This window comes from Bifidobacterium avesanii, from assembly GCF_009299475.1.
GTDB classification, from domain to species: Bacteria; Actinomycetota; Actinomycetes; order Actinomycetales; family Bifidobacteriaceae; genus Bifidobacterium; species Bifidobacterium avesanii.
In genome coordinates this window covers 253521-267491 of sequence record NZ_WBSN01000001.1, presented here as the reverse complement: position 1 = coordinate 267491, position 13971 = coordinate 253521, and the positions used below count along the sequence as shown (strand labels likewise).

The 13971-nt window shown below is 67.7% G+C and carries 17 protein-coding genes; 5 read left to right on the top strand and 12 right to left on the bottom strand.

Annotation, left to right across the window (positions count from 1 at the left end; all coding sequences use genetic code 11):
* From DSM100685_RS01230 to DSM100685_RS01190, 9 genes are all read right to left on the bottom strand, one after another.
* On the bottom strand, positions 1 to 1701 hold the full coding sequence (locus DSM100685_RS01230; protein WP_152349547.1) for an alpha/beta fold hydrolase: 1701 nt from the start codon (positions 1699 to 1701) through the stop codon (positions 1 to 3).
* Positions 1702 to 1707: 6 nt separating this feature from the next.
* A complete protein-coding gene (locus DSM100685_RS01225; protein WP_152349546.1) occupies positions 1708 to 1962 on the bottom strand; it encodes a hypothetical protein in 255 nt (84 codons plus the stop codon).
* Positions 1963 to 2050: 88 nt separating this feature from the next.
* Positions 2051 to 2653 (bottom strand): DUF6466 family protein, encoded by a 603-nt coding sequence (locus DSM100685_RS01220; RefSeq protein WP_152349545.1) that lies wholly within the window; start codon positions 2651 to 2653, stop codon positions 2051 to 2053.
* Positions 2650 to 3672, bottom strand: a complete 1023-nt coding sequence (locus DSM100685_RS01215) for a vWA domain-containing protein (protein WP_152349544.1) — start codon at positions 3670 to 3672, stop codon at positions 2650 to 2652. The genes DSM100685_RS01220 and DSM100685_RS01215 overlap by 4 nt, the downstream gene beginning before the upstream one ends.
* Positions 3669 to 4760, bottom strand: a complete 1092-nt coding sequence (locus DSM100685_RS01210) for a vWA domain-containing protein (protein WP_152349543.1) — start codon at positions 4758 to 4760, stop codon at positions 3669 to 3671. Before DSM100685_RS01210 ends, DSM100685_RS01215 begins: the two co-directional genes overlap by 4 nt.
* Entirely contained in the window at positions 4760 to 5278 is a 519-nt protein-coding gene (locus DSM100685_RS01205) for a hypothetical protein (RefSeq protein WP_152349542.1), read from the bottom strand. Before DSM100685_RS01205 ends, DSM100685_RS01210 begins: the two co-directional genes overlap by 1 nt.
* Positions 5275 to 6240: a DUF58 domain-containing protein gene (locus DSM100685_RS01200; protein WP_152349541.1), complete on the bottom strand. Its 966-nt coding sequence runs from the start codon at positions 6238 to 6240 to the stop codon at positions 5275 to 5277. The genes DSM100685_RS01205 and DSM100685_RS01200 overlap by 4 nt, the downstream gene beginning before the upstream one ends.
* The gene (locus DSM100685_RS01195) at positions 6237 to 7313 is read right to left on the bottom strand and encodes an AAA family ATPase (RefSeq protein ID WP_163200784.1); all 1077 of its coding nucleotides are present in this window, start codon (positions 7311 to 7313) and stop codon (positions 6237 to 6239) included. The genes DSM100685_RS01200 and DSM100685_RS01195 overlap by 4 nt, the downstream gene beginning before the upstream one ends.
* Before the next feature lie 73 nt (positions 7314 to 7386).
* Complete coding sequence (locus DSM100685_RS01190; protein ID WP_152349540.1) at positions 7387 to 8082, bottom strand: uracil-DNA glycosylase; 696 nt, start codon at positions 8080 to 8082, stop codon at positions 7387 to 7389.
* 107 nt (positions 8083 to 8189) lie between these two features.
* Between DSM100685_RS01190 and DSM100685_RS01185 the strand changes: the two genes are divergently transcribed.
* From DSM100685_RS01185 to groL, 3 genes are all read left to right on the top strand, one after another.
* Complete coding sequence (locus DSM100685_RS01185; RefSeq protein WP_239512580.1) at positions 8190 to 8858, top strand: LytR C-terminal domain-containing protein; 669 nt, start codon at positions 8190 to 8192, stop codon at positions 8856 to 8858.
* A 150-nt stretch (positions 8859 to 9008) separates the two neighbouring features.
* Positions 9009 to 9215 (top strand): cold-shock protein, encoded by a 207-nt coding sequence (locus DSM100685_RS01180; protein WP_152349538.1) that lies wholly within the window; start codon positions 9009 to 9011, stop codon positions 9213 to 9215.
* A 263-nt stretch (positions 9216 to 9478) separates the two neighbouring features.
* Positions 9479 to 11095 carry a chaperonin GroEL gene (gene groL, locus DSM100685_RS01175; RefSeq protein WP_152349537.1) on the top strand — a complete coding sequence of 539 codons (1617 nt, stop codon included), beginning with the start codon at positions 9479 to 9481 and terminating at the stop codon, positions 11093 to 11095.
* A gap of 131 nt (positions 11096 to 11226) precedes the next feature.
* On the opposite strand, the gene DSM100685_RS01170 is transcribed toward groL, so the two are convergent.
* From DSM100685_RS01170 to DSM100685_RS01160, 3 genes are all read right to left on the bottom strand, one after another.
* Entirely contained in the window at positions 11227 to 11589 is a 363-nt protein-coding gene (locus DSM100685_RS01170) for a type II toxin-antitoxin system HicB family antitoxin (RefSeq protein WP_152349536.1), read from the bottom strand.
* On the bottom strand, positions 11586 to 11780 hold the full coding sequence (locus DSM100685_RS01165; protein ID WP_152349535.1) for a hypothetical protein: 195 nt from the start codon (positions 11778 to 11780) through the stop codon (positions 11586 to 11588). Before DSM100685_RS01165 ends, DSM100685_RS01170 begins: the two co-directional genes overlap by 4 nt.
* A gap of 140 nt (positions 11781 to 11920) precedes the next feature.
* A complete protein-coding gene (locus DSM100685_RS01160; RefSeq protein ID WP_152349534.1) occupies positions 11921 to 12211 on the bottom strand; it encodes a WXG100 family type VII secretion target in 291 nt (96 codons plus the stop codon).
* Between the two features lie 185 nt (positions 12212 to 12396).
* Between DSM100685_RS01160 and DSM100685_RS01155 the strand changes: the two genes are divergently transcribed.
* Positions 12397 to 13179 (top strand): TPM domain-containing protein, encoded by a 783-nt coding sequence (locus DSM100685_RS01155; protein ID WP_152349533.1) that lies wholly within the window; start codon positions 12397 to 12399, stop codon positions 13177 to 13179.
* Between the two features lie 57 nt (positions 13180 to 13236).
* Complete coding sequence (locus DSM100685_RS01150; protein WP_152349532.1) at positions 13237 to 13971, top strand: response regulator transcription factor; 735 nt, start codon at positions 13237 to 13239, stop codon at positions 13969 to 13971.

Sequence of the window (13971 nt, the reverse complement as noted above, 5' to 3'; positions counted from 1 at the left end):
CTACTTCCTGCCGTGAACCGACCGCAATGCCTCGCCGATCCGCTCCTTCACGCCCTCGACTATGTCGTCGCCTATTTCCGTGATCTTATCCGCGATTCCGCGCTTGGCAAACTCCTTTACCGGCCCCAGCGCCTGGTCGATCTTGTGTTCGATGACGGCTTGCCCGGCTTGTTTGCCCAACGATCCCGCCGTCTTCAAATCCTCGCCCGGATTGTGCCTCATGCGGCCTTGATAATACGTGGTCTCCTCAAGCGTTCCGGCGATCAGGCCGTCGAAGTGACTTTCATGGGCTTTCAGCGGTTTGGAGTCCTGAATCGTCGCATTGGCGAATGCCGCCGCAAGATAGGGCATCTCATGGGTCAGCGTCCGGCCGGTTCCGGCGCCGGGGACCGCGGTGGAGGCGAATGGGTCGGACGGGTCCGGGGCTCCCGGCACGGTGACGCCGCGAACCGTCAGCCAGGTGTCCCGCAGGGGGTTGCGGGCGCCGTCCAGATTGGAGACCAACTCGTCCTGATCCTCGACGCTGGTCACCCATGTTCGTTCCGGTACGGGGTGGTTGGCTATGGGGGAGCCGCAGGTGACGATGTGCCGGATGTTGTAGTCGTCCTTGAAATCGGAGGCGACCGTCGCCGCCACGATGCCGCCCTGCGAATGGCCGATCATCGTCACCGCGTCGTCCTTGCCGACGCCCGCCTGCCTCATCGCCTCGACGACCATGCGGGCGCTGTCGGCCTCCCTGCGCATGTCCGGATCGTCGCTCATGAGCTCCACGTTCTGCAGCCAGCCGAATGGGGAATCCAGCATGCCATCCGTGCCCGGGATGGTCACCAGCCAGTTTACGGTCCCGTCGGCGTTGCGGAACTTTTGGATGGCGATGGTGCCGTAGTCGAGGCCGGTGCCGCCCTCGCCTTTGCCGAGCCGCTCCTGGCCCAGCCGGTACAGGTTCGCCATGGCCTCCTGAATGTTGCGCGGCGCGTCCAGAAACGGCTTCGTGACGTGCATGGGCTTGACCTCCAGCTCGTTGCCCTGAAACAGGTTCACGAGTTTCGCCGTCCACGCGCCGATCGTGGTGGCGCCCGCACCGACCTCATTGGTGGAGAACGCGCCGCCGCCGGGCAGACGCTCCCAGAAGTTGCCGCCGATCAGCGCCCCCGCTGCCGAGATGAGTCCCTCCTGGGCCTCGGAAGTCGCATAGGACATCCACGAAAGATCCTTATGCCCCTCCCGGATGCTTCCCAGCACGATTGTCCCGCCGATGATGCCGATGGTGGAGGCCCACAGGGGAGCGCTGTATTTCTTCGGCAACGTGTATATGCCCTGCACGCTTTCGCTGATGATTCTGGTGGCGATGTTGTCCGCCTCGGAATACAGGGAGTATGTGCGGACGACCTGTTCCCCGCATGCGCGGAACCTGTCCGACAGAGCGGTGAATTCCCTGCGTCTCTCCTCGGCGTTCAGCGCCAGCGCCGGATAGTCGATGGAAGTGTGCCCCGCTTCGAGGAAACCTCGTGACGAGGGGCAGCCCGGCATGAGTTGCGCCTGACGCGAGAATTCCTCGCCGCCGCTGTGCCATGCGAACGCCATGTTGCCGAGGTCCTGCGCCACGCGCTCCAAGGATTCCGCGATGGCGGTGAACGAGTCGAGATCGGCTTCCGTGGGCTGGGGGCCGCCGTAAATCGTGGTTGATACCTGCCAGTTCATCGGCGCTCACCTCCATGCCAATTGCCGGACCACGTCGAGGGACAATCCGGCGCGCATGGCGTCGTAGTAAAGCACCCGCAGTGTTTCGCGGTAGTACTCGCCCGCCGCGCCCTCCCAATGGAGGGTGCGGGCGGAGTCAGAAGCGATCTGGGCCCGGTCGAGGCGTTCCCGGCTTTCTCTCAGCAGGCGTCTTACCTCGTCATGGGTTTTCGGCGCGAGAAAATGGCATTGGCAGTTCTGTGGATCAATCGTGGTGTTCATGCCACCCATCGCACACCAAGGCCGCGCGTGGGTCCATTCCGCGAGGGCCTGTGGTCGAATGTGCGCGGGCGGCGTCAAACCGCCGGAATCACCACGGTTTGGCCGTGGATTGTTCGCTGGGGGCTGAAGACGTCGTCGTGGACGAGCTGGGGGAGGGCGAGGCGGAGGCGAGCTGCTGGTTCTGCCTGATCAGCTCGTCCACCTTCTTCTGCTGTTCGTCGCTCAGCCCCTGCTCGCCTTGCGGCTGGCTGTCGGAGTTCGTCCCATCGCCGCCGTTTTGGGCGGATGACCCGGAATCGGAGGACGATCCGCCCTGCTGCCTGGCCAGCGCGTCGGCGATCAGCGCGCTCAACTGCCGGGAGACCTCGGCGTTCGCGGCGATGGGCTTGGAGACGGACGGCAGCAGCACGGCGCCCAGCATGCCGGCGTCCGAGAACTGCGCGTCGGTCTGCTGCTGCGCCGCGTTGAGGCGGTCCAGATCGGCGTCGTCGCGCGAGGCGTCCTGAAGATTGCGCGCCAGCGACGCCGTGGCCGCGTTGTAGCCGCGCACGGCCAGCATGTTCGCTCCGGCCCATGCGGAGCCCAGCGCCAACACCGTCGCGAGCGTGATCAGCGTGATGCGCAGTCCCAGACCGGCGCGGGCCTTTGCACTTCCGCCACCGTTCCCGTTGCCTTTGTCGCGTCTGCTCATATCAGCCTCCTCGACGTGGCCAGCCACGCGCCGGCCTCCCAGATCAACAGCGCCAGCAGCGCGAACGCCAGTGGCCAGACGACCGGCGCCATGCGCGTGCGCTCCTTGGCCGTCGTGGTGAGACGGTACTGCCGGGACGTCTTCGCGGACGCGCCGGACTCCAGCGTGTGCGTGGCGTCCATATGCTCGTACGTGCCGCTCAGCTCGTCCGCGATGGCGGTGAGGTTGGCCTCGTCGAGCTTGGAGACGCCGGGCTGGCCGGTCGTGGGGTCGATCACCCACTGGCCCGCTTGCGCGCCCTGCGCCGCGTCGGCGGACACGGGGATGTTGCCGCCCTGCGCGGAGCCCACGCCGATGACGAACGCGTCGTCCACGACCATGCGCAGCGAGGAGAACGTGCGGCGCGTCTTGCCGCTGGTCTGCTCGCCGTCGGTGATGAGGTACAGCACCACGGTGTCGTCGGGATGCTGGTCCTTGGCCGCCTTGGCGGCGACCAGCAGGCGGTCGATCGGCGCGTCGAGGTTGGAGCCCGCGGACACGCCCGTGGACTCGGTGGCCAGCGTGGCCGCCCAGTTCTCGATCGCGCGTCCGTCCGGCGTGAGCGGCACGTCGAGCGTGCCCGTCACGCCGAAGCTCACCGCCGCGTAGCTGGCGTCCGGATACAGCCGCGTGACGTCGCGCACCACGGCCCGCGCGGCGTTCAGACGGCTCATGGCGGCGTCCGTGCCGTAGTTGGCGTCGTCCACGGCCATGGAGCCGGTCACGTCCACGGCAATGAACACGTCCGTGGCGTTCACCGCGCGGCTTGTCGTCGTCACGCGCATGCCGGGCGTCATGACCATGGCGGCCAGCACGAGCGCGGCGAGCACGCGGCGCACGCATGCGGCCGCGCCGGCGTCCGTGTCCGCCCTATGCCGCGCGAACCATACCGCATAGGCGATGCCGGCCACGACCAGCACGCCGGCGACGACCGGCCCGGCGACCCAGCCGAGCGCCGGGGAGAACGTGAAGTCGTTCATCGCTTGAGCCTCCAAACCACGGTCAGATAGCACAGGAACAGCACGGCCAGCGCCAGCGAGAACCATCCCGGCGCGTCCACCAGACTGGAGCGTTCGGGCTGGTCGGCCTCGGCGGCGCGGCGGCTTTCGATCTCGCGCACCAGGGCGTTGACCGAGTCCCCGTTGCGCTGCGTGAGGAACACGCCGCCGTGCGACTCGATGAGCGTCTTCATCTCCTGCGTGGCCTGATCCGACTCGCTCTGCTGCGGGCCGGAGAACAGACCGTCCACGGTGATGCCCACTTCGTGCGTCAGATCCAGCGCCTCGGCGAGCGTGTACGTGGGGGATCCGGAGACCACGTTGTCCGTGGCGAGCACGATGGAGGCGCTGCGGCCCGCCGCCTGCGCGGCCGACGCGTCGCCCGTCGCGGAGAAGCCGGGCAGCATGGCGGCGCAGCTGACCAGACCGTCGCCGATCAGGCTCGTGGACTGCTTGCGGTTCTGGGTGCCGGCCAGCCAGTCGGACACCTTCTGGTAGTCCTGATCGCTCATGTTGTTGATGTCGTCCTGCGTCTGCACGCCCTTGAGCAGGTCGTTCGCCTCGCTCAGCTGCGACTTGACCAAGTCGTAGTCGTCGGTGAGCGGGAAGACCGTGCGCGACGTGGAATTGAAGATGCTCAGGCCGATGCGCTCGCCCTGAAAACGGTCCACCAGCGACAGGTAGGAGGCGATCACCTCGCGGTCGTACGGCAGCGCCGAGCCGGACACGTCGAGGCAGAGCACGATGTCGCGCGATTCGCCGCGTTCGGCATTCGCGTCCACGGTGGCCGGACGTCCCGCCAGCACGATCGCGACGGCGAGCGCGAGGCCCAGCAGCCCCGCGCCCACGCGGCTCCACAACCGCCAGCGGCGCATCAGACGCGACGCGGCCTCGCCGCCCAAATCGTCGTCCAGACTCCACACCGTCGCCACGCCGTCGGCATGCCCGCTGCGCTCCCGCTCGCGACGTTCGCGCCGCGCGCAGACCGCGCGCACCGCGACGAGAACCACCGCGAGCGCCACGACGGCGGCCAGCATGGCCCACGGCCATCGCCATTGCAACAATCCCATCAACGCCACCTATCCACAAGATTCGACACCCAGCCCGCGGCCTGCGCCACGGTGATCGAGCGGGCCTGCGCGTTGGACAGCTCGTCGGCGAACTCCGGCGGGTACAACGCGGCCACGGTCTGCCGCAGCAGGTCCACGGCGCCGCCGTTGCGGTCCGTGCGCGGCATGCGGCTGAAATCCGCCAGCGTGTGCGCGCTCATGTCGCTGCCGGTCGCGTCCGACGCGAATTCGCGCACCAGCGCCGCAAGCTCGGCGAAGGCCTCCTCGCGCGTCAGCTCGCCGGCCTCGTGCCGGGCGACGACCCGGTCGATGCGCCCGTGCCAGCGCGTCGCGTCGCTCGCCGTCATGTGCGCGCCGCGCGGGGGAGCGGGCCTGCGGGACGGGCGGAACGCCAGAACCGCGGCCACGACGGCGGCGACGCACAACGCCGCGCACGCCGCGCAGACGACGGCCAGCCAGACCGGCATGCCCATTGAGGGCAGCGGGGACAACGAGGAAACGTCCAAAGCGACGGTCATCGTGCCATACCTCCCATCGCGCGCATCGGCGAGGCGGTGGAGACGAGCCTCACGAACACCGCGAACATGGCCTCGCTCGAGTCGGCGCGGATCATGGTGGACCCGCAGCGCGTCAGCTCGCGCTCCAGCGCCGCGGCGAGGTACTCGCGGTGCGTGTCCACCTCCCGCTCGCTGACGGCACTCGCCAGAAAAGCCGGCAGGACGCGGCCGTCCGGGGCGTCCACGACGCGCCTGCCGGACCGTCTCGCGGCGAACGGGTTGACCGTCGCCACGTCCACCACCACCAGCGGGTGGGTCTGCGCCAGCATGCGGATCGCCGCGATGTGCCGGTCCCTGAGCGCGGTCTCGTCGGTGGCGATCACCAGCAGGGACGAGCGGTCCTTGATGCGACGCGCGTAGTCCAGCAGGGCGTCCAGATGCCGGGGCTGGTCCCACCGGCGGTCCATCGCCTTGTCCAGCACATGCTCGAAGCGGGCGAAGCCGCCGTTGAACGGCACGCGCGTGATCGACGCGGCGTTGCCGAGCACCAGCGAGATGTCGTCGGAGCGTCGCAGGGACAGCGTCGCGAACATGCGCAGCGCGTTCGCCGCCACCTGCCATGCGGCCTCCCCGCCGGCGCAGGAGCCGGTCATCTCGCGGCCCACGTCCATGAGCATCCACACGCGGCTCGTGGCGCGCCGCTCCTTGTCCACGATCATCGGGCGGCCCGACCGCGCGCTGGTCTTCCAGTCGATCAGGCGCGCCTCCTCGCCGGGGGCGTAGACGCGGATGTCCATGAACTCGTCGCTGCCGCCGGGCCGGCGCGACGAATGCTCGCCCTCCAGCACGCCGAGCGCCCGGGCGACGGTCGGCAGCGCGAGCTTGTGGCCCAGCGCCTCGATCTTCCTGCGGATATGCTCGTCGGCGCGTTCCGGACGCGATGGCGGGGACGCGGGCCGTTCGGACACGGAACGGCCGATCATGGAACGGGAACCGCCCTGACGACGTCGTCGATGACCTGATCGCTGCTCACGCCGTCTGCCAGCGCCTCGAAGGTGAGGATGACGCGGTGGCGCAGCACCTCGTGCGCCCAGGACTTGATGTCCTCGGGCACCACGTAGTCGCGGCCGGCGAGCAGGGCGTTCGCCTGCCCGATGCGCGTGAGCGCGATCGAGGCGCGCGGGCTGGCGCCGAGGCGCACCGATGCGGCGAGCCCCTGGATCGGATGCGTGCCCGCGCCGCGCGTCGTGGCCGCCAGATCGACCGCATAGCCCATGATCGCGTCGGAAACGTGGACGCGGCGGGCCGCGGCGCGCAGGAACTCCACGTCGTGCACGGAGATGCGGTCCTGGTCGAGCGCGTTGAAGTCCGGCGTGTCGGAGCCGCGTCCGGTGAGCAGCCTGAGCATGCTCGCCTCCTCGGCCGCGGTCGGGTACGACATGACGGCCTTCATGGTGAAGCGGTCCATCTGCGCCTCGGGCAGGTTGTACGTGCCCTCCTCCTCGATGGGGTTCTGCGTGGCGATCACCATGAACGGCCTGGGCAGCGCGATGCGCTCGCCGCCGATCGTGGTGGTGCCCTCCGCCATGGCCTCGAGCATGGCGGACTGGGTCTTCGCGTTGGAGCGGTTGATCTCGTCGAGCAGCACGAAGTTGGCGTGGATCGGGCCGATCTGGGTGGCGAACTTCTGCGAGGCGAAGTCGAAGACCTGCGTGCCCACCAGATCGGAAGGCATGAGGTCCGGCGTGCACTGCACGCGCTTGAACGTGCCGGAGACGGACGTGGCGAGCGTCTGCGCCGCCGTCGTCTTGGCGAGGCCGGGCACCGACTCGATGAGGATGTGGCCGCCGGCCACCATGGTGACGATCAGGGACTCGCGCAGCTTCTCCTGCCCGACGAGCGTCTTGGCGAAGCGCGCGCGGACGCGGTCGGCCAGCTGTCTGGCGTGCTGCGTGTCCTGCGCGGTGAGCGCGGCGACCGCGCCGTCCGACGGCACGGGAACGGCCGGCACCGGGGGCAGCGGGGCGGAAATGGGTGCATTCGGGAATAAAGCCATGCCGACCACTGTAGCCATGCAAGCTGACCGTCGCCCGGATCCTGCCCCGATTTAGCTCTCGGCGGGGCTTCGGTCAGCGGTGGGTGAGATCCCAGTCCACCGGCTCCGCGCCCATGGCCCTGAGCGCCTCGTTGGCGCGGGAGAACGGCTTCGAGCCGAAGAACCCGTAGCGCGCGGACATCGGGCTCGGATGCGCGGATTCGATGAGCGCCGCATGGGTGAGCAGCGGTTCGAGCGTCTGCGCCTTCTTGCCCCACAGGATCGCCACGAGCGGCTTCGGCCTGCCGTCGGCGTCCACGCGCGCGTTGAGCTGTCGGATCGCCTCGTCGGTGACCGTCTCCCAGCCCTTGCCGGCATGGCTGTTGGGCTGGCCCACGCCCACCGTCAGGCACCTGTTGAGCAGCATCACGCCGCGCCTGGTCCACGGGGTCAGGTCGCCGTTCGGCGGCATCGGCACGCCAAGGTCGTCGGTGAGCTCCTTATAGATGTTCACCAGACTCGCGGGCGGCCGCACGTCGGGGGCCACGCAGAAGCTCAGCCCCACCGGGTTGCCCGGCGTGGGATAGGGGTCCTGGCCCACGATGAGCACCTTGATCGAATCGAACGGGATGGTGAACGCGCGCAGGATGTTGTGGCTCGCCGGCAGATAGGGACGTCCGGCGCGCAGCTCGCCGCGCAGGAAATCGCCCATGCGGTGAATGTCGGGCTCCACGCCCGCGAGGGCCTTGGCCCAGCCCGGATCCACGAGTTCGCTCAGAGGTTTGATCATGCGCCCCACTCTAGCCCGGCGGGCGAACCGGCGGGGAAACGCAGCCGAAGTGGACCCCGGGGGAGCGCAGCCGCTAGACTGGCCGGTAGTCGTGAATGGAGGAGAGCATGTCCCAAGCGTCGTACACGCCCGATGAATTCGACAATCCGCCCGCCGGCCCGGTCGGCGTGCACCGCGGTCCGCGTTCGGTCGGCGCGCGTCTGGCCCCGTATCTCGTCGTGCTGCTGGTGGCGGCCGTGTGCGGTCTGGTCGTGTGGGCCGTGACCGGCAACGCCTTCCGTTCGGCGTCCCCCGCCGCCTCGCAGACCACGAGCGTGGCGAGCGGCGCGGTGTCGACCTCGGAGGCCGCCTCCTCGCCCGCCGCCTCCCAGTCACCGTCCTCCGCGTCTTCGTTGGCCGCGCAGTCGTCCTCCGCCGCGGCGTCCGAAAGCGCGTCGTCCACCGCCTCCGCGACGGCCTCGGCCTCTGCTTCGGCTTCGGCCTCCGCATCCGCCGCGTCCACCGTGAACAAGTCCAGCGAGATTCTGGTGATCAACGGCGTCGGCCGCAACGGCTACGGCGCGCAGAACGTGAGCAAGCTCAAGAAGGCCGGCTATTCCAACGCCAGCGCGGACAACCCCAAGAACCGCTCCACCCTGCCGGACGAGTCCACCGTCTGGTACCAGAACGAGACCGACAAGGCGACCGCGGAGGACGTGGCCAAGCAGCTCGGCATCGACAACGTGGCCCAGTCCCCGTCCGTGAGCGCGCCGGTCGTCGCCGTGCTCATGAAGTAGCGGCGGCCCGCATTCGGCTTCCGGCCCGCGGCCCGGCGTCGGCGTTTCCTTTCGCCCCGTATCTACAATGGATGCGGCGCCGAAGGGGCACGGGCGCGTAAAGGGTGCGTCCGTGGCGTGAAGGATCGGTGCGCAGTGAAGGAAGTCGATATGGCACAGGGTACCGTGAAGTTCTTCAGCTCCGGGAAGGGGTACGGGTTCATCACCCCGGACGACGGCGGGGAGGACGTGTTCGTCCATTATTCCGCCATCCAGTCCGAGGGATTCCGCACTCTCGACCAGGGCGAGCACGTCCGCTACGAGGCCGAGCACGGCCCCAAGGGCATGCAGGCGACCAAGGTCGTCAAGCTGGACTGACCGTTCGGCGGTTTTTCGAAAAAGGCTCCCTCGGGGGCCTTTTTTCGTTGTGTTTCCCCACCGTCGCACGTATTCCGCGGCCCGCCGATGTTGGCTATCGGCGTATTCGCGCGCCGCAATGTTGGCACTCGACGGTCGAGAGTGCTAATCTCGCAGTTAGCACTCGGGGAGCGAGAGTGATAACGCCCGGCAGCTGACGGCCGGCGCATCGCTCCGGGCCCCGACGTGGAACCACACTCAACAGCCATGTTGGAGGAACACAGATGGCAAAGATCATTGCATACGACGAGGAAGCTCGCCAGGGAATGCTTGCGGGCCTCGACAAGCTCGCCAACACCGTCAAGGTCACGCTGGGCCCGAAGGGCCGCAACGTCGTGCTCGACAAGACCTACGGCGCCCCGACCATCACCAACGATGGCGTCTCCATCGCCAAGGAAATCGACCTTGAGGATCCGTACGAGCGCATCGGCGCCGAGCTGGTCAAGGAAGTCGCCAAGAAGACCGACGACGTCGCCGGCGACGGCACCACCACCGCCACCGTGCTGGCCCAGTCCCTCGTGCACGAAGGCCTGAAGAACGTGACCGCCGGCTCCAACCCGATCGCGCTGCGCCGCGGCATCGAGAAGGCCACCGACGCCATCGTCAAGGAGCTCATCGCCGCCGCCAAGGACGTCGAGACCAAGGACCAGATCGCCGCCACCGCGACCATCTCCGCCGCTGATCCGGAAGTCGGCGAGAAGATCGCCGAGGCGCTGGACAAGGTCGGTCAGGACGGCGTCGTGACCGTTGAGGACAACAACCGCTTCGGCCTCGACCTCGAGTTCACCGAGGGCATGCGCTTCGACAAGGGCTACATCGCCCCGTACTTCGTCACCAACCAGGACGACCAGACCGCCGTGCTCGAGGATCCGTACATCCTCCTGACCTCCGGCAAGGTCTCCAGCCAGCAGGATGTGGTCCACATCGCCGAGCTGGTCATGAAGACCGGCAAGCCGCTGCTGATCATCGCCGAGGACGTCGACGGCGAGGCGCTGCCGACCCTCATCCTGAACAACATCCGCGGCACCTTCAAGTCCTGCGCCGTCAAGGCCCCGGGCTTCGGCGACCGCCGCAAGGCCATGCTGCAGGATATGGCCATCCTCACCGGCGCCCAGGTGGTGTCCGACGAGCTCGGCCTCAAGCTCGACTCCGTCGACGTGTCCGTGCTCGGCCACGCCAAGAAGGTCATCGTCTCCAAGGACGAGACCACCATCGTGCAGGGCGCCGGCTCCAAGGAGGACATCGACGCCCGCGTGGCCCAGATCCGCGCCGAGATCGAGAACACCGACTCCGACTACGACCGCGAGAAGCTGCAGGAGCGCCTGGCCAAGCTGGCCGGCGGCGTTGCGGTGATCAAGGTCGGCGCCGCCACCGAGGTGGAGGCCAAGGAGCGCAAGCACCGCATCGAGGACGCCGTGCGCAACGCCAAGGCCGCCATTGAGGAAGGCCTGCTGCCCGGCGGTGGCGTGGCCCTCATCCAGGCCGCGGCGAAGGCCGAGAAGGACGTCAAGCTCGAGGGCGACGAGGCCACCGGCGCCTCCATCGTCTTCCGCGCCATCGAGGCCCCGATCAAGCAGATCGCCGAGAACGCCGGCCTGTCCGGTGACGTGGTCATCGACAAGGTTCGTTCCCTGCCCGACGGCCAGGGCCTGAACGCCGCGACCGACACCTACGAGGACCTCCTCGCCGCCGGCGTGACCGACCCGGTCAAGGTGACCCGTTCCGCGCTGCAGAACGCCGCCTCCATCGCCGGCCTGTTCCTGACCACCGAGGCCGTGGTCGCCAACAAGCCGGAGCCCAAGACCGCCGCCCCGGCCCAGGGCGCCGACATGGGCTACTGATCCCGCGCGGATCGGCTCGCCCGCTAGCTTCGGCTAGCGTCTGACGCATACGGGAGGGGTTCCTCCGGATTTCGTTCCGGAGGAACCCCTCCCGTCGTTTTGTTTGGCCGGTATGTCGCTTGGCCGGTGAATCAACGCAATAGAACGGAGACGCGCTGTGGGGTCAAGCCGATGATGGCGGCGACGTCCCGGAGCGTGAGTCCCTCGCCGCGTAGGGTCCTCGCCGTGTCGCGCGTCAGCGATGAAGCGCGCTCCTGCATGGTTTTGGCCGTCCGACGAGCCTGATTGAGTTCATGGATCAGTGTGGCGGTTTCGTCATTGAGCTGTGGTTGGACGGTGACGGCGTCCACTTCGATTCCCATCATGCGCGCCGCATCGCGAACCATATCGTCCGCTTCGTCCAGATTCCTGACTTGGGTGAACAGTCCCGGGATCTCCGGGACGCTGATCGCCCACCATTTGCCGCTTCGTGCGGCCTGCGCCGTAACGTTCATCGTGTTTCCCTCTCAATGTATGCGATGATGCTGCGGGCGGTGATCTCGTTGATCTCCCGATGCCGCGGAATGGATGCCTGCGCGTCGCCCACGCGTACGACCGTGTGCCGTCCGCCCTGCCTCCATTCGCATGCAAGGCCCCTTGACCGGGCCAGATCATTGATTGTTCGGATGAGGTCCTTGCGCTTCATATAGTACTCCATATCTATTGAATAAAAAGATCAATAGGTATTGATAATTAAGAAACGGTTGAAAAGGGCGGCCCGCCACGGTTGCTGGAAGACGGGCCACCGGTATGGGATGCGACGGGATGGCCGTGCGGCCGTCCCGGTCAGTTGGCGAAAAGGCGCGAGGCGTTCATCTCGGCGTCCGCGTAGACCATGGAGGCCTGCTGCAGCGCGTTCTGGATCGCCTCGAGCGACTGCTCCATCTGCTGCTGCGCGGCCTGCCACTGCTGGGCCACCGCGGTGAACTGGGTGGCGGCGCCGCCGCGCCACACGCCCTGCAGCGCATTGAGGTTGGCGTACATGCCGCTCACCGCGTTGCGTATCTGGGAGACCGATCCCGCGACCGCGGCGGCCGAACTCTGGATCTGCTCCGAATCGACGACGTACTGTGGCATGGTGTTTCCTTTCGTTGTTTGCCTTGACGGTCTGATTGGTGACGGCGACGGTCCGGACAGCCGCTAATGTGGAGACTATGACAAATCGCGATTTCACCTCGGCAAAACAGGGTCTTGTGGTCGAACGTGCCCCCCGGTCCGCGTCTTCGGCGTGTCGCCGCACCGGGTTGTCCACCGGTGCGCGGATGTGGGCCCTGCTGCTGTGCCTGATCCTTGCGCTCGGCGCGAACATCGGCCTCGGCGGCGCGACCGCCTGGGCGGACGACGCCTCCGGGGACGCCTCGATCAGCGTCAGCGACTCGATCATCGACACCGAGAACCTGCTCGGCGAGGACACGGCCACCGTGACCGACGCGATCGACAAGACCAAGGCGGAGACGGGCGTGAGCGTCAAGCTCATGTACCTGCCGAAGTTCCGTGAGGGCGTGGACCCCGAACAGTGGACGAAGCAGACGCTCGACTCCACCGATCCGGAGGCGAACACCGTGATGCTCGCCGTGGCCACGCAGGACGGCAACCTCGTGGTGGCCGTGTCCTCGAACTCCGAGGAGTGGCTGCGCAAGCAGTCCACGGTGGACGAATTGTCGCAGGCGGCGCTCGGTCCCATCGTGGCGGACAGCACGAACCCCGACTGGCCCGGATCCGCCAAGGCGATGATGGACGCGATCGCGCGCATCAAGAAAAGCTCCACGTCCTCCACGGCCAGCAGCGTGGGCGTGATCGTGTTCGCGGTGGTGCTCGGCGTGGTGATCGTCGCGTCCGTCCTGCTGTTCATCGTGCACAAGCGCTCCGGCCAGTCGCGCCACGGCGGCGGCCGCAAGAAGCCCGGCAGCGGGCGCCGCAGGGCGAAGGACGGCAGGCCGCGGACGAGCCACAAGAGCCGCAAAAGCCATAAGCGCCCGGGCGCGGGCAGGGCGAAGGGCGATCCGACGGCCGCCGAACCGTCGTCCGCTGAGCCCGCGGTCTGACGGATACTTCAGCCGACATTCAGGAAACCTCCAGCGAAGTGGTTCACTCTGGGAGACATGAGCAAACCTATTGAAGCGAAGATCGTTGTTGTCGATGACGAGCCCTCCATCCGCGAACTGCTGGTCGCGTCCCTGCACTTCGCGGGCTTCGAGGTGGCCACCGCCGCGTCCGGCTCCGAAGCCATCGAGGTGATCGAAAAGACGCAGCCCGACCTCGTCGTGCTCGACGTGATGCTGCCGGACATCGACGGGTTCACCGTCACCCGCCGCATCCGCCAGGAGGGCATCGACGCGCCGGTGCTGTTCCTCACCGCCCGCGACGACACGCAGGACAAGATCATGGGCCTGACCGTGGGCGGCGACGACTACGTCACCAAGCCGTTCAGCCTCGAGGAGGTCGTGGCGCGCATCCGCGCCATCCTGCGCCGCACGCGCGAGCAGGTGGAGGACGACCCGATCATCCGCGTGGCCGATCTGGAGATCAACGAGGATTCGCACGACGTGACGCGCGCCGGCCAGCCCGTGGACCTGAGCCCCACCGAGTACAAGCTGCTGCGCTACCTCATGGACAACGAGGGGCGCGTGCTGTCCAAGGCGCAGATCCTCGACCACGTCTGGCAGTACGACTGGGGCGGGGACGCGGCGATCGTCGAATCGTACATCTCCTACCTGCGCAAGAAGGTGGACGGCGTGGAGGTCACGGGGGAGGACGGCTCCAAGCACAAGGTGGCCCCGCTCATCCAGACCAAGCGCGGCATCGGCTACATGATCCGCGAGCCGAAGGAATCCTGA

Excerpts from the sequence above, each read along its gene's own strand:
- DSM100685_RS01165 (WP_152349535.1), bottom strand. The coding sequence starts at position 11,780 with ATGAAGCGCAAGGACCTCATCCGAACAATCAATGATCTGGCCCGGTCA.
- DSM100685_RS01180 (WP_152349538.1), top strand. The coding sequence starts at position 9,009 with ATGGCACAGGGTACCGTGAAGTTCTTCAGCTCCGGGAAGGGGTACGGG.
- DSM100685_RS01230 (WP_152349547.1), bottom strand. The coding sequence starts at position 1,701 with ATGAACTGGCAGGTATCAACCACGATTTACGGCGGCCCCCAGCCCACG.
- DSM100685_RS01155 (WP_152349533.1), top strand. The coding sequence starts at position 12,397 with ATGTGGGCCCTGCTGCTGTGCCTGATCCTTGCGCTCGGCGCGAACATC.
- groL (WP_152349537.1), top strand. The coding sequence starts at position 9,479 with ATGGCAAAGATCATTGCATACGACGAGGAAGCTCGCCAGGGAATGCTT.
- DSM100685_RS01185 (WP_239512580.1), top strand. The coding sequence starts at position 8,190 with ATGTCCCAAGCGTCGTACACGCCCGATGAATTCGACAATCCGCCCGCC.
- DSM100685_RS01200 (WP_152349541.1), bottom strand. The coding sequence starts at position 6,240 with ATGATCGGCCGTTCCGTGTCCGAACGGCCCGCGTCCCCGCCATCGCGT.
- DSM100685_RS01170 (WP_152349536.1), bottom strand. The coding sequence starts at position 11,589 with ATGAACGTTACGGCGCAGGCCGCACGAAGCGGCAAATGGTGGGCGATC.
- DSM100685_RS01160 (WP_152349534.1), bottom strand. The coding sequence starts at position 12,211 with ATGCCACAGTACGTCGTCGATTCGGAGCAGATCCAGAGTTCGGCCGCC.
- DSM100685_RS01150 (WP_152349532.1), top strand. The coding sequence starts at position 13,237 with ATGAGCAAACCTATTGAAGCGAAGATCGTTGTTGTCGATGACGAGCCC.
- DSM100685_RS01215 (WP_152349544.1), bottom strand. The coding sequence starts at position 3,672 with ATGAACGACTTCACGTTCTCCCCGGCGCTCGGCTGGGTCGCCGGGCCG.
- DSM100685_RS01210 (WP_152349543.1), bottom strand. The coding sequence starts at position 4,760 with ATGGGATTGTTGCAATGGCGATGGCCGTGGGCCATGCTGGCCGCCGTC.
- DSM100685_RS01195 (WP_163200784.1), bottom strand. The coding sequence starts at position 7,313 with ATGGCTTTATTCCCGAATGCACCCATTTCCGCCCCGCTGCCCCCGGTG.
- DSM100685_RS01190 (WP_152349540.1), bottom strand. The coding sequence starts at position 8,082 with ATGATCAAACCTCTGAGCGAACTCGTGGATCCGGGCTGGGCCAAGGCC.
- DSM100685_RS01220 (WP_152349545.1), bottom strand. The coding sequence starts at position 2,653 with ATGAGCAGACGCGACAAAGGCAACGGGAACGGTGGCGGAAGTGCAAAG.
- DSM100685_RS01205 (WP_152349542.1), bottom strand. The coding sequence starts at position 5,278 with ATGACCGTCGCTTTGGACGTTTCCTCGTTGTCCCCGCTGCCCTCAATG.
- DSM100685_RS01225 (WP_152349546.1), bottom strand. The coding sequence starts at position 1,962 with ATGAACACCACGATTGATCCACAGAACTGCCAATGCCATTTTCTCGCG.